A 13053-nucleotide genomic window follows, 5' to 3' on the forward strand; every position below is an offset into this window, starting at 1 on the left:
CTGGAAATCTCTACGTTCGTCACTCTCCGCATCCAGATGTAACGCATTGTTGCCGACGTCATATGCATGCGCCGGACCGTGCCGCAGCACAGGTCCACGAGGGGCGCCCCCCGAGCGCCCGTGCGCGCTCCGCCGTCCGGGGCGTCACCGCACGGGGGACGCCTCCTCGGTGGAGTCCCAGAACTGCGCGAGCGCGCCCTCCTGGTACGGCGCGGGGCTCACGCTCAGCTCTCCGGCGAAGGGCCGGTCGAGCACGACGACCAGCAGGAGGCTGAAGCCGATGAGCGCCGCCACTGCCCCGACGAAGAGCAGTTGCATGCGCCGGCTGCGCATTCCGTAGAGGAAGGTGAGCGGGATGATGACCAGGGCGCCGCCGACGGCGAGGACCTGAAGGAGGGGCGGCAGTTGCTGCCCGGCCATCGTGAGCCGCGCCCGGCGCTGTCCCGCCACGTCGTCGAGCTTGGAGGCGGCCTGCGCGTAGAAGACCTTCTGCGACTCGGTGACGGGTTCGTACGCCTGCAGGGCGTCGTACAGCGCCTCCAGCTTGGCGCCGGTGACGGAGTAGTCCGCGGCCCCCTCCCGCATGAGCGGCCACTGCACCTCGACGACGGCGTGCACATAGCCGTCGGCCGCCGCGTTCACCCGGGCCTGGTCGGCGGGCGGAAACGCCCGCGCGTCCCGCACGATGAGCGCGACGCCGGTGGCCTCGGCCGCGACGACGTTCTGCGTGTTCTCCATCTGGGTCCACAGGGTGACGATCACGAAGGCGAGGATGATCCCGTAGATGGCGCCGAACATTCCGAGGACGACACCCACCATGTCGTTGTGCTCGCCGTCGGCGAGCCGGGGGTGCCTGCGGCGGAGCAGCACGCTCCCGGCGAGTGCCGCGACGACGGTGCCGCCGACGATCACGAGGGCGAGGGTGAGGGTGCCGAGGTGGTTGAGCAGCCAGAGTGTCACGGTCACCGACCGTAGCGGGGCGATCACGGGATCGGAAAATCGGCGCCACCCTCTTGCCATGGAAGGGGTCCGGCCGGATTTACTGGCCTCGAACGGATCTACCGAATGATCGGTAGTCCGATTTCGGATGTTCAGGGCGTACGGACGGGAGTGGGCGGCACATGACGGATCTGCTGGACAGCGGCGAACGGCTCGGACGCGCGGAGCTGGAGGCGCTCCAGCTGGACCGCCTGCGGGCCACCCTGCGCCACGCGTACGAGAACGTCGGCTTCTACCGGCAGTCCTTCGACAAGGCGGGCATCCGTCCCGACGACTGCCGCTCGCTCGCCGACCTCGCCCGCTTCCCGTTCACCGCCAAGACGGATCTGCGGGACCACTACCCCTTCGGCATGTTCGCCGTCGACCAGTCCGAGGTCCGTCGCATCCACGCCTCCAGCGGCACCACCGGCCGGCCGACCGTGGTGGGCTACACCGAACGCGATCTGGACACCTGGGCCGACGTGGTCGCCCGCTCGCTGCGCGCGGCCGGCGCCCGGCCCGGCCACAAGGTCCATGTGGCCTACGGCTACGGTCTCTTCACCGGCGGACTCGGCGCGCACTACGGCGCGGAGCGGCTCGGCTGTACGGTCATCCCGGCATCCGGCGGCATGACGGCCCGCCAGGTCCAGCTGATCCAGGACTTCAAGCCCGAAGTCATCATGGTGACGCCCTCGTACATGCTCACGCTGCTCGACGAGTTCGAGCGGCAGGGCATCGATCCACGGACCACCTCGCTCAAGGTCGGCGTCTTCGGCGCGGAGCCGTGGACGGAGGCGATGCGGCGGGAGATCGAGGAGCGGTTCGCCCTCGACGCCGTCGACATATACGGGCTCTCTGAGGTGATGGGGCCGGGCGTCGCGCAGGAGTGCGTGGAGACCAAGGACGGGCTGCACATCTGGGAGGACCACTTCTACCCGGAGATCGTGGACCCGTTCACGGGCGAGGTGCTGCCGGACGGCGAGGAGGGCGAACTGGTCTTCACCTCGCTCACCAAGGAGGCCATGCCCGTGATCCGCTACCGCACCCGGGACCTGACGCGGCTGCTGCCGGGCACGGCACGGGTGTTCCGGCGGATGGAGAAGGTCACCGGCCGCAGTGACGACATGGTGATCCTGCGCGGGGTGAACCTCTTCCCCACCCAGATCGAGGAGATCGTGCTGCGCACGCCCGCGGTCGCCCCGCACTTCCAGCTGAAGCTGACCCGGGAGGGACGGCTCGACGCGCTCACGGTGCGCGCCGAGGCACGGCCCGACGCCACCCCCGACCAGCGCGCGGAGGCGGCCCGGGCGATCGCGCAGGCGGTCAAGGACGGGATCGGCGTCTCGGTCGGGGTCGAGGTGGTCGACCCCGAGACGCTGGAACGGTCCGTGGGCAAGATCAAGCGGATCGTGGACCTGCGCGGCAAGCACTGAGGACATGTCCGGAGGGAGCCGTGCCGTTCGGCCGGCTCCCTCCGGCCTCGGCCGGGATCTGGTGCGTGCGGAGCCCGGCTCTATGAGGCGGCGAAGCGGTCGCGCAGCTCCCGCTTGAGAATTTTCCCGCTGGCGTTGCGCGGCAGCTCGTCCACGAACAGGACCTTCTTCGGGGCCTTGAAGTGAGCGAGCTTCTCGCGTGCGTGGGCGAGGAGTTCGGCCTCGGTGACCTCGCTCCTGGGGACGACGACGGCGGTGACCGCCTCGATCCAGCGCTCGTCGGGCAGGCCCACGACCGCCACCTCGGCGACGCCCGGATGGGTGTAGAGGGCGTCCTCGACCTGCCGGGAGGCGACCAGGACTCCCCCGGAGTTGATGACGTCCTTCACCCGGTCCACGACCGTGTAGTAGCCCTCCGCGTCGCGCACCGCGAGATCGCCGGAGCGGAACCACTCGCCGCGGAACGCCTCCCTGGTCTCCTCGTGCTTCTCCCAGTAGCCGTCGCACAACTGTGGCGAGCGGTAGACGATTTCGCCGGCGGTGCCGTCCGGGACCTCCTCGCCGTCCTCGTCGACGACCTTGGCCTCCACGAAGCGGACCGGCTTCCCGCAGGAGTCCATCCGGCCCTCGTGCTCGTCGGGGCCGAGGACGGTGGCGAGGGGACCGATCTCGCTCTGCCCGAAGCAGTTGTAGAAGCGCAGCCCCGGCAGCCGGCCGCGCAGCCGCTCCAGGACCGGCACGGGCATGATCGAGGCACCGTAGTACGCCTTGCGCAGGGCGGAGAGGTCGCGGCTCGCGAACTCGGGGTGGTTGGAGAGACCGATCCAGACGGTCGGCGGCGCGAAGAAGCTGTCGGCGCGGCCCGCCTCGATCAGGTCGAAGAGCACCTTCGGATCCGGCCCGTCGACGATGGTGTTCTCGGCGCCCACGGCCAGGTACGGCAGCAGGAAAACGTGCATCTGCGCGGAGTGGTAGAGCGGCAGCGAGTGGACCGGCTTGTCGTCCTCGTGCAGGTCGAGGGCCTCGATGGCGCTGGCGTACTCGTGGACCAGGGCCTGGTGGGTCATCCGGGCGCCCTTGGGCAGCGCGGTCGTCCCGGAGGTGTAGAGCAGTTGGACGTACTCGCGGGCGTCACGGTCGGTGTCGTACGTGTCCGGTTCGGCGAGCGCCGTGAGGAACGAGTCCTCGGTGTCCCGCAGCGCCCGTACGGTCAGGTCGGCAGGGACACGGTCGGCGAGCGCGGGGTCGGCGAGGACGAGCGAACTGCCGGACTGGCGCAGGATGTAGTCGAGGTCCTCGCCCGTGAGGTGGTGGTTGACCGGGACGTGGATCAGGTCCGCGCGGGAGCAGGCGAGGAAGGCGATCAGATAGGCGTCGGAGTTGTGGGCGTAGGTCGCGACGCGGGCCCGCTCCACCAGCCCGTACCGCTCCCGCAGCACGGCGGCCGCGGTGGTCACGGCCGCGTCCAGCTCCGCGTAGGTCCAGGAGCGGTCGCCGTACCGCACGGCGATCCGCTCGGGGGTGCGCTGCGCGCTCATGCGCAGAACGCCGTCGACGGTCCGGGTGAGGAGTCGTTCCATGGCTGGATCCTCGGTGGGCCCGGAGGGGCGGGTCAAGTACCGGGGCGGGCCCGGCGCCTTGGGCCCACGCCCTCGGAGCATGCGTCCTCAGGGACCGGCCGACCTCACGCGCCGGCCGACCTCACGGGCTGAACGACAGGAAGACGAAGGCGGCGAAGATCGAGAGATGGACGCCGCCCTGCAGCAGGGTGGCCCGTCCGGGCACCACGGTCAGGGCGCTCACGACGGCGGTGAGCACGAGCAGGACCATGTGGACCGCCCCGACGCCCAGGACCAGGGGCCCGGACAGCCAGATCGAGGCGAGCGCGATCGCCGGGATGGTCAGGCCGATGCTCGCGATCGCGGAGCCGTAGGCGAGGTTGAGGCTGGTCTGCATCCGGTCCCGGCGCGCGGCGCGCACGGCGGCGAGCGTCTCGGGAAGCAGCACCATCAGGGCGATGATCACACCGACGACGGCCTTGGGCAGACCGGCCGACTCGACGCCGTCCTCGATGGTGGGCGAGATGATCTTGGCCAGTCCCACGACGGCGACGAGCGCCAGGACGAGGAGGGCGAGGCTCGCCCAGGTCTCCCGGTCGGTCGGCGGATCGGCGTGGTCGTCCTCGGACTCATGGCCCGGGCGCGCGACGGGAAGGAAGTAGTCGCGGTGCCGGAAGGTCTGGACGGCCACGAACACTCCGTACAGACAGATCGAGGCGACGGCGGCGAAGACCAGCTGGGCGCCGGAGAACTCGGGGCCGGCATGACTGGTCGTGAAGGTCGGCAGGACCAGGGTCATCGTCGCGAGGGTGCAGACGGTGGCGACGGCGCCGCCGGAACCCTCGGCATTGAAGACGGCGACGCGATTGCGCAGGGCGCCGACGAGGAGCGAGAGCCCGACGATGCCGTTGCAGGTGATCATGACAGCGGCGAAGACGGTGTCCCGGGCGTAGGTGGAGGTCTTCTCGCCGCCGCCCGCCATCAGGGTGACGATCAGTCCGACCTCGATGACCGTGACGGCGACGGCGAGGACGAGTGAGCCGAAGGGCTCGCCGACGCGGTGGGCGACGACCTCGGCGTGGTGGACGGCGGCCAGGACGGCGGCGAACAGGCAGGCGGCGATGAGCCCGACGACGAAGCCGGGCAGACCACGTCCCCACGCGAGCCCGAGGACCACGGCCGCCACGACCGGTCCCCATGTCGTCCACTGCCGTGTCAGTCCCGCGCTCGAACTCATGCCCTGCATCCTGCCATATAGGAGACATTCGCCCATGTGCGGCCTATGGTGCCGCTGGGCGGCCCTGCCGTCCGGCACCCGGCAGCGGGGGCGCGGGCAGCGGCCTCGCGGTCAGCCGAGCTGCCGCCCGTCGAGCTTCGGGAAGCTGTCGCCGAACACCCACGGGCTGGTCCCGTCGATGAAGTCGTGGGGAAAGCCGCGGGTGAAGTCCGTAGCCGCCTCCAGACGCTCGGCGATCTCCTGGGGCAGCGTCACGTCGAGTGCGCCGAGGTTGTCCTTGAGCTGGTCCGCCGAGCGGACGCCGACGATCGGGAGGACGGCCCGGGAGCGGGAGCGGACCCAGGCGAGCGCCACCTGCGAGGGCGTCACACCCAGTTCGTCGGCGGCGTCCTGCACGGCCCGCGCCACGGCGCGGTCCCGGTCGGAGAGGGAGTCGGCGGAGAGCCGCGCGGTCGCGCCCGGCCCGCCCGGTCGGGTGTACTTGCCGGAGAGGACGCCGCCTGCGAGCGGGCTCCAGGCGGTGACGCTCATGCCGAACGACTCCGCCATCGGCAGCAGTTCGCGCTCGATGTCGCGCTGGAGCAGGCTGTAGGGCACCTGGAGGCCCGCGAACGGCTGCCAGCCGCGCCACTCCGCCAGCGTGTTGGCGCGGGAGACGACCCAGGCCGGGGCGTCGGAGATGCCGACGTAGAGGACCTTCCCCGAACGGACGGCGGCGTCGAGGGCGCTCATCGTCTCCTCGATCGGCGTGTGCCGGTCCCAGATGTGGACCCAGTAGATGTCGATGTAGTCGGTGCGCAGCCGCTTGAGGCTGGTCTCCAGGGAGAGGACGAGGTTCTTGCGGTGGTTGCCGCCGGCGTTGGGGTCGGTGGCGTCGCGGGTCACGGTGTACTTGGTCGCCAGGACGAACCGGTCCCGGCGCCCGGCGAGAGCCTCGCCGAGGATCGCCTCGCTCTCGCCGCCCCGGTAGTTGACCGCGGTGTCGATGGCGTTGCCGCCGGCGTCGGCGTACAGATCGACGATCCGGCGCGACTCCTCGGGCGAGACCCCGGCCCCGCCCTCCTCGCCGAAGGTCATCGCACCCAGCATCAGTTCGGAGACGCGCAGGCCGGTACGGCCGAAGAGTCGATAGCGCACAGCGGGAACACGCCTTCCAGGATCGGGACTCACGACACTTCGACCCTACGTGACCCGGGACGGAGGCCGGCTAGAGCGGGCGCTCGTGCCCCTCCCAGTACGGTTCGCGCAGCCGGCGCTTGTAGAGCTTGCCGTTGGGGTCGCGGGGCATGGTGGTGATGAAGTCGACCGACTTGGGGCGCTTGTAGCCGGCCAGCCGCTCCTCGCAGTGCGCCAGGATGTCGGCGGCGAGGGCTTCGCCCGGCTCGTGGCCCTCGGCCGCTTCGACGACGGCCTTGACCTGCTCGCCCCAGTCGGCGTGCGGGATACCGAAGGCGGCGGCATCGGCGACGGCGGGGTGGGTGAGGAGCGCCGACTCGATCTCGGCGGGGTAGATGTTGACGCCGCCCGAGATGATCATGTCGATCTTGCGGTCACGGAGGAAGAGGTATCCGTCCTCGTCGAGGACGCCCAGGTCGCCGACGGTGAAGAAGTCGCCGATGCGGTTCTTCGCGGTCTTCGCCTCGTCCTTGTGGTACGAGAAGCCGCCGGTGGTCATCTTCATGTAGACGGTGCCGAGTTCGCCGGGCGGGAGGCGGTGGCCGTCGTCGTCGAAGACGGCGAGCTCGCTGATGGGCCACGCCTTGCCGACCGTTCCCGGCTTCTTCAGCCAGTCCTCGGCGGTGGCGAAGGCGCCGCCGCCCTCGCTCGCCGCGTAGTACTCCTCCACACAGCTCCCCCACCAGTCGATCATCGCCCGCTTGACGTGGTCGGGGCACGGGGCGGCGCCGTGGATGGCGTGGCGCATGGACGAGACGTCGTACCGGCTCCGTACCTCCTCGGGCAGCGCGAGCAGCCGGTGGAACTGGGTCGGGACCATGTGGGTGTGGGTGCAGTCGTGCGCATCGATGAGGCGCAGCATCTCCTCGGGGGTCCACTTGTCCATGAGGACGAGCGGATGGCCGATGTGCAGCGCGGCGCCCGCGAACTGCAGCACGGCCGTGTGGTAGAGCGGCGAGCAGACCAGGTGGACGTTGCCGTCGAAGGGCCGGATCCCGAAGATGCCGAGGAAGCCACCGAGATACGTCTCCTCGGGGAGCTTGCCCGGCAGCGGGCGGCGAATGCCGCGCGGTCGGCCGGTGGTGCCGGAGGTGTAGTTCATGACCCAGCCGAGGGTGCGGTCCTCGGGGGCGGACTCCGGCCGCCCGTCGAGGAGTTCGTCGTACGGACGGAACCCCTCCACCGCGCCCACGGCGTACCGGTGGGTGGCGGGCAGGCCCGCCTCGTCGGCGGCGGCGGTCGCCGCGGGCGCGAACCGCTCGTGGGATATGAGCACCTTGGCGCCGGAGTCGGCGACGATCCACGCGATCTCGGGCCCGACGAGGTGGTGGTTGACGGGGACGAGATAGAACCCGGCCTGGGCGGAGGCGAGATAGGCGGTGAGGAACTCGACCCCGTTGGGCAGGACGACGGCGAAGACGTCGCCCCGCTCCAGACCGGCCCCGCGCAGCCCGTGGACCAGTCGGTTCACGTCGGCGTGGAGCCGTCCGGCCGTCCACTCCTCGCCGTCGGGCGCGATGAGGATCGTACGGGAGGGGTCGGCGGTTGCCTGGGACCAGAAACCGTTGGGGGGCTGGCTCATCACTCGCTCCGTCCGGCGATGCGGTTGATGCGGTCGATGGCCTTCTCGAAACCGCTGGTGAGCTCGTCGAAGACCTGTTGCACGCTGCGCTCGGAGTTCATCCGGCCGACGATCTGCCCGACGGGTGTGCCGAGCAGCGGCTCGACCTCGTACTTCTGGATACGGGAGACGGCCTCGGCGACCAGCAGCCCCTGCAGGGGCATCGGAAGGGTGCCGGGGCCGTCCGGGTCGTCCCAGGCGTCGGTCCACTCGGTGCGCAGCTGGCGGGCGGGCTTGCCGGTCAGCGCGCGGGAGCGGACCGTGTCGCCGGAGCCGGCGGCCAGGAGTTTCGCGGTCAGGGCACGGGAGTGCATGTCGGCCTCGGTGGTGGTGAGCCAGAGGGAGCCGAGCCAGACGCCCTGGGCGCCGAGCGCGAGCCCGGCGGCGATCTGTTCGCCGCTGCCGATGCCGCCCGCGGCGAGGACGGGCAGCGGGGAGACGGCGTCGACGACCTCGGGCGTCAGGACCATGGAGGCGATCTCGCCGGTGTGGCCGCCTGCCTCGTAGCCCTGCGCGACGACGACGTCGATGCCGGCCTCGGCGTGGTGTCGGGCGTGCCGTGCGCTGCCGGCGAGGGCGGCGACGAGGACGTCGTGGTCGTGAGCGCGCCGGACGACGTCGGCGGGCGGGGAGCCGAGGGCGTTGGCGAGGAGCTTGATGGGGTAGTCGAACGCGACGTCCAGCTGGTTGCGGGCGACCTGTTCCATCCAGCCGGTGATGCGCCAGCCTGAGGCCTCGCCCTCGGCGAGCTCGGGGACGCCGTGCTTGGCGAGGGTCGTACGGACGAACTCCCGGTGCCCTTCGGGGATCATCGCCTCCACGTCGGCCTCGCTCACCCCCTCGACCTTCTTCGCGGGCATGACGACGTCGAGGCCGTACGGCAGGCCGTCGGTGTGCTCCTGCATCCAGTCGAGGTCGCGCGCGAGGTCGTCGGGGGCGGTGTAGCGCACCGCGCCGAGGACGCCGAATCCGCCGGCTCTGGTGATGGCGGCGGCCACCGCGGGGAAGGGCGTGAAGCCGAAGATGGCGTGCTCGATCCCCAGTTTTTGGCTCAGCTCCGTCTTCATGGGCGGCAGGATGCCGCAGCGGAACGGCCGAGGGAAGAGATTTTCTGATGCAGTGTCAGATTCTTTGCCCTGTCGCCCGCTTCCTTGACTCACCCTCACCCCGGTAAGAAAGTTTCAGGCGTTGCGCGTGTGGCCGAAGGATTCTTTCAGAGGTGTGGGAGAGGGTAGGGATGACGGAGGAATCGGCAGGTGTTCCGGCTCGGAACGCGGCGGGCCGGGGGCTCAGCCGCCGGGCTTTCGGCGGCGGGCTTCTCGCCCTGGGAGGTGCGGTGATGGTCGGCTCGATTCCGGGGGCCGCCGCGGCCGCCGCGCCCCGGGGCGGGCGGACGACCCTGCGGCACGGGTCCGCCGAGCGGGCCGGGCTGCTGCCCGCGCACCTCGACCGACTGGTCGCCGACGCCGAGGCCTTCCTGGGGCCCTCCCCGAAGCACCCGTGGTACGCGGGTGCGGTACTGCTGGCCGGGCGGGGCGGAACGGTCGCGCTGCACCGGCCGATCGGGGCGGCGGTGCGGTACGCGGGATACGACGAGACGACGGACAGCGGGATCGAGCTGCCCGCGGAGCAGCGGATCGCGATGGCGGAGGACACCGTCTTCGACCTGGCGTCCGTCTCGAAGCTGTTCACCTCGATCCTGGCCGTGCAGCAGATCGAGCGCGGTGCCCTGGATCTGGAGGCGAAGGTCACCGCGTACCTTCCGGAATTCGGGGGCGGCGGGAAGCAGGACGTCACGGTACGTCAGCTGCTCACACACACCTCGGGGTTCCGGGCCTGGATCCCGCTGTACAAGGAGCCGACGCGGGAGGGGAAGCTGCGGCTGCTGTGGAACGAGACTCTGCCGAGTCCGCCCGGCACCAAGTACCTCTACTCCGATCTGAATCTGATCTCCCTTCAACTGATCCTGGAGGAGATCACCGGTCACACTCTGGATGTACTGCTCCGAACCGAGATCACCGCTCCACTCGGGATGCACCGCACGCGTTTCAATCCCCCGCTCTCCTGGAAGCCGAAGATCGCGGCGACGGAGGACTCCCGGCTCCCCTGGTCCGGCCTCGACCGGGGCATGGTGTGGGGCGAGGTCCACGACGAGAACGCGTACAGCCTCGGCGGCATCGCCGGCCACGCCGGAGTCTTCTCCTGCGCCTGGGACCTCGCCGTGCTCGCCCGCACCCTCCTCAACGGCGGGGCGTACGGCCACGCCCGCATCCTCTCCGCCGAGTCCGTGGAGCTGATGTTCACCGACTTCAACACGGCCTTCCCCGGCGACGAACACGGCCTCGGCTTCGAGCTCTACCAGCACTGGTACATGGGCGCCATGGCCACCCCGCGTACGGCGGGCCACACCGGGTTCACCGGCACGAGCCTGGTCCTGGACCCGACGACGGACGCGTTCCTCGTCGTCCTCGGCAACTCGGTCCACCCCGTCAGGACCTGGCGCTCCGGCTCCGCACCCCGCGTCGCCGCGGCGAACAACCTGGCCCGCGCGATCCCCGTCCGGCCGCCGCGCGGGCGGACCTCACCCGAGCTCTCGGCTTCGCGTGAGCAGGGGGGACTCCCATGGTTCTCGGGCATGGCGAGCGCGACGACCGCCACGCTGACTCTGCCGCCGCTCAGCGGCACGGGCCGACTGGAGTGCGCCCTGTGGTGGGACACCGAACCGGGCCCGGACGCCGCCTTCCTGGAGGCGTCGACGGACGACGGCGCGACCTGGAGCCCGGTGCCTTTCACCACCGTACGGAAGGGGCAGCAGCCGCAGGAGCGCCCGGGGGGCTCGGTGAGCGGCTGGTCCGGGCGCGTCTGGCACGAGGCCGTCGCCGACCTGACGGCCTGGGGGTCCGCCGCCGTCCGCCTGCGCTGGCGGTACACGACGGACAGGCTCTACGTCGGGCGCGGCGTGTACGTGGACGGTCTACGGGTCCTGGGCCCCTCCGGGCGCCGGGTGTTCGACGAGGCGCGGCCGGCCGACGGGTCCCGCATCGAGGCCGTGGGCTGGACCAGGTCGGCGGACTGACCCACCCGCGGGACCGTCACCTCTCGGACGCCTCCGGCCGCACCCCCTCCACCCGGGAGAGGAAGTCCTCCACCACCTGACGGTAGTGGTCCGGCTCCTCGGCGGAGGCCATGTGGGCGCTCTTCTCGAAGAGCGCCCATTCGGCGCCCGGAATACCCTCCACCACAGGACGGACCACGTCGGGGGTCACCATGTCGTAGCGGCCCGAGGTCACCAGAACGGGCAGGTCGATCTCGCCGAGGCGGTCGGTGACGCTCCAGTCCTTCAGGCTGCCCGTGACGTTCCACTCCGGCCCCCACAGCGCCTCGTTCACGTCCTCCCGCATCGTGAGCACGGAGCGCACGAGATGTTCGGGCCAGGGGTCCAGACGGCAGAGCCACCGCTGGTAGAAGGCCATGGTGGCGCCCAGGTAGGCATCGTCGTCCGTCGTCCCCTCCGCCTCGCAGCGGTCGATGACCTCGCGTTCCTCGGCGGGCAGGGAGTCCTTCAGCCTGCGTGCCTCGGCGGCGTAGGACGGTGCGTCGGCGACGACGCCCGCCAGGACGAGGCCTGCCACGCCGGACGGCTTGCCGAGCATGTACGTGAGCGCCACCTGGGTGCCCCAGGAGTGGCCGAGCAGATGGACACGGTCGAGCCCCAGTTCCTTCCGAAGGGCGTCGATCTCCGCCACGAACGTCTCCAGCGTCCAGAGGACCGGGTCCTCGGCCTGGTCGGACCTGCCGCACCCGAGCTGGTCGTAGAAGACGACGGCACGCCCGTCGCCGTCGGCGAGCGCCGCGAGATCCTCCAGGTAGTCGTGCGGCAGGCCGGGGCCGCCGTGCACGACGAGGAGCGGCAGCTTCCCGTCGGGAGCGGGCAGCCTGCCGACGACCTGGTACCAGGTGTGGAAGCCGCGGAACGGCACGGTGCCTTCGGTGACGGCCATGGCGCCTCCTGGGGAGATCCGGCGTTCCCTCCCATGATGGGCAGGCCCGGGAGGGGGCGCCACGCGATGGGCCGCCGCCCGGCGCCGGTCTCCGACGGGAGCGGGCCGACCGGGTGGCGTCGGTCAGCCGGCCGGTTCCGCGGCCGCGCGCAGGGCGTCGAGCACCGGGCTGATCAGGGGGTGGTCCTCGGCCCCTCGCCGTACCGCCGCGAAGACACGGCGGGTGGGGGCGACGCCGTCGACCGGCCGGATCACCGCCGCGTCGGGTGCCATGCCGCTCAGCGCCGAGCGCGGTACGAGCGCCACGCCCGCCCCCGCGGAGGCGAGGGCGACCACGGCCCGGAAGTCGTCGGAAGAGTGCTCGAGGCGGGGTGCGAAGCCCGCGTACTCGCAGGCCAGGACGGTCACGTCGTGGCAGGGGTTGCCGGCGGACTGCCCGATCCAGGCGTCCTTGGCGAGGTCGGCGAGCGCGACCCGGTCGCCCGCCGCCAGCGGGTGCCCGGGCGGCAGGACGGCGTCGAAGGGTTCCGCGTACAGCGGCACGCGGGTGAGCCGGGCATCGTCCTCGCCGGGCGCGCCCCGGTACTCGACCGCGACGGCCACGTCGACCTGCCGGTCCAGGACCATCAGCAGGCTCTCGTCGCCCTCGGCGTCCCGTACCCGTACCCGGATGCCGGGCGAGGTGCGGGCGAGGCCGGTGATCGCCGGCGCGACGACCAGGCCGATGCCGGTGGCGAAGGCCGCCACCGTGACCGTGCCGGCCTCGCCGGAGCCGTAGGCGGCGAGCTCGGACTCGGCGCGCTCCAGCTGGGCGAGGACGGCGTTGGCGTGACTGAGCAGGATCTCGCCGGCCGGGGTGAGCCGCGCCCCGCGGGCGTTGCGCTCGACGAGCCGGTGGCCGGTCTCCTGTTCCAGGGCCGCGAGCTGCTGGGAGACCGCGGAGGGGGTGAGATAGAGCGCGGCGGCAGCCGCCGTGACCGTGCGGTGGTCGGCCACCGCACGGAGGATGTGCAGCCGCCGCGCTTCGATCATGCCCCTAGTGTCGCAG

The 13053-nt window shown here is 71.3% G+C and carries 10 protein-coding genes; 2 read left to right on the top strand and 8 right to left on the bottom strand.

All coding sequences use genetic code 11. The annotated features are described in order from the left end of the window. Window positions 1-144 precede the first annotated feature (144 nt). Window positions 145-960 (bottom strand): DUF4239 domain-containing protein, encoded by an 816-nt coding sequence (locus ACFC0D_RS01450; RefSeq protein WP_376430411.1) that lies wholly within the window; start codon window positions 958-960, stop codon window positions 145-147. 161 nt (window positions 961-1121) lie between these two features. On the opposite strand from ACFC0D_RS01450, the gene paaK reads away from it, so the two are divergent. After that, window positions 1122-2411 carry a phenylacetate--CoA ligase PaaK gene (gene paaK, locus ACFC0D_RS01455; protein WP_376430412.1) on the top strand — a complete coding sequence of 430 codons (1290 nt, stop codon included), beginning with the start codon at window positions 1122-1124 and terminating at the stop codon, window positions 2409-2411. 80 nt (window positions 2412-2491) lie between these two features. On the opposite strand, the gene ACFC0D_RS01460 is transcribed toward paaK, so the two are convergent. From ACFC0D_RS01460 to ACFC0D_RS01480, 5 genes are all read right to left on the bottom strand, one after another. After that, on the bottom strand, window positions 2492-3991 hold the full coding sequence (locus tag ACFC0D_RS01460) for a fatty acyl-CoA synthetase (RefSeq protein WP_376430413.1): 1500 nt from the start codon (window positions 3989-3991) through the stop codon (window positions 2492-2494). A gap of 121 nt (window positions 3992-4112) precedes the next feature. Further along, window positions 4113-5207, bottom strand: a complete 1095-nt coding sequence (locus ACFC0D_RS01465; RefSeq protein ID WP_376430414.1) for a calcium:proton antiporter — start codon at window positions 5205-5207, stop codon at window positions 4113-4115. Between the two features lie 111 nt (window positions 5208-5318). Next, entirely contained in the window at window positions 5319-6344 is a 1026-nt protein-coding gene (locus ACFC0D_RS01470) for an aldo/keto reductase (RefSeq protein ID WP_376430415.1), read from the bottom strand. Between the two features lie 70 nt (window positions 6345-6414). After that, complete coding sequence (locus tag ACFC0D_RS01475; RefSeq protein ID WP_376430416.1) at window positions 6415-7965, bottom strand: acyl-CoA synthetase; 1551 nt, start codon at window positions 7963-7965, stop codon at window positions 6415-6417. Further along, the gene (locus ACFC0D_RS01480) at window positions 7965-9071 is read right to left on the bottom strand and encodes an NAD(P)H-dependent flavin oxidoreductase (protein ID WP_376430417.1); all 1107 of its coding nucleotides are present in this window, start codon (window positions 9069-9071) and stop codon (window positions 7965-7967) included. Before ACFC0D_RS01480 ends, ACFC0D_RS01475 begins: the two co-directional genes overlap by 1 nt. Window positions 9072-9241: 170 nt before the next feature. On the opposite strand from ACFC0D_RS01480, the gene ACFC0D_RS01485 reads away from it, so the two are divergent. After that, window positions 9242-11080, top strand: coding sequence for a serine hydrolase (locus tag ACFC0D_RS01485; RefSeq protein WP_376430418.1), 1839 nt, complete (start codon window positions 9242-9244; stop codon window positions 11078-11080). A gap of 16 nt (window positions 11081-11096) precedes the next feature. Here ACFC0D_RS01485 and ACFC0D_RS01490 read toward each other — a convergent pair whose 3' ends face one another. Together ACFC0D_RS01490 and ACFC0D_RS01495 are read right to left on the bottom strand one after the other, a co-directional pair. Continuing rightward, window positions 11097-12005, bottom strand: coding sequence for a proline iminopeptidase-family hydrolase (locus ACFC0D_RS01490; RefSeq protein ID WP_376430419.1), 909 nt, complete (start codon window positions 12003-12005; stop codon window positions 11097-11099). Window positions 12006-12128: 123 nt separating this feature from the next. Continuing rightward, window positions 12129-13037, bottom strand: a complete 909-nt coding sequence (locus ACFC0D_RS01495; protein WP_376430420.1) for a LysR family transcriptional regulator — start codon at window positions 13035-13037, stop codon at window positions 12129-12131. Window positions 13038-13053 lie beyond the last annotated feature (16 nt).

Source organism: Streptomyces sp. NPDC056222 (assembly GCF_042264065.1).
In the GTDB taxonomy this organism is placed as follows: domain Bacteria; phylum Actinomycetota; class Actinomycetes; order Streptomycetales; family Streptomycetaceae; genus Streptomyces.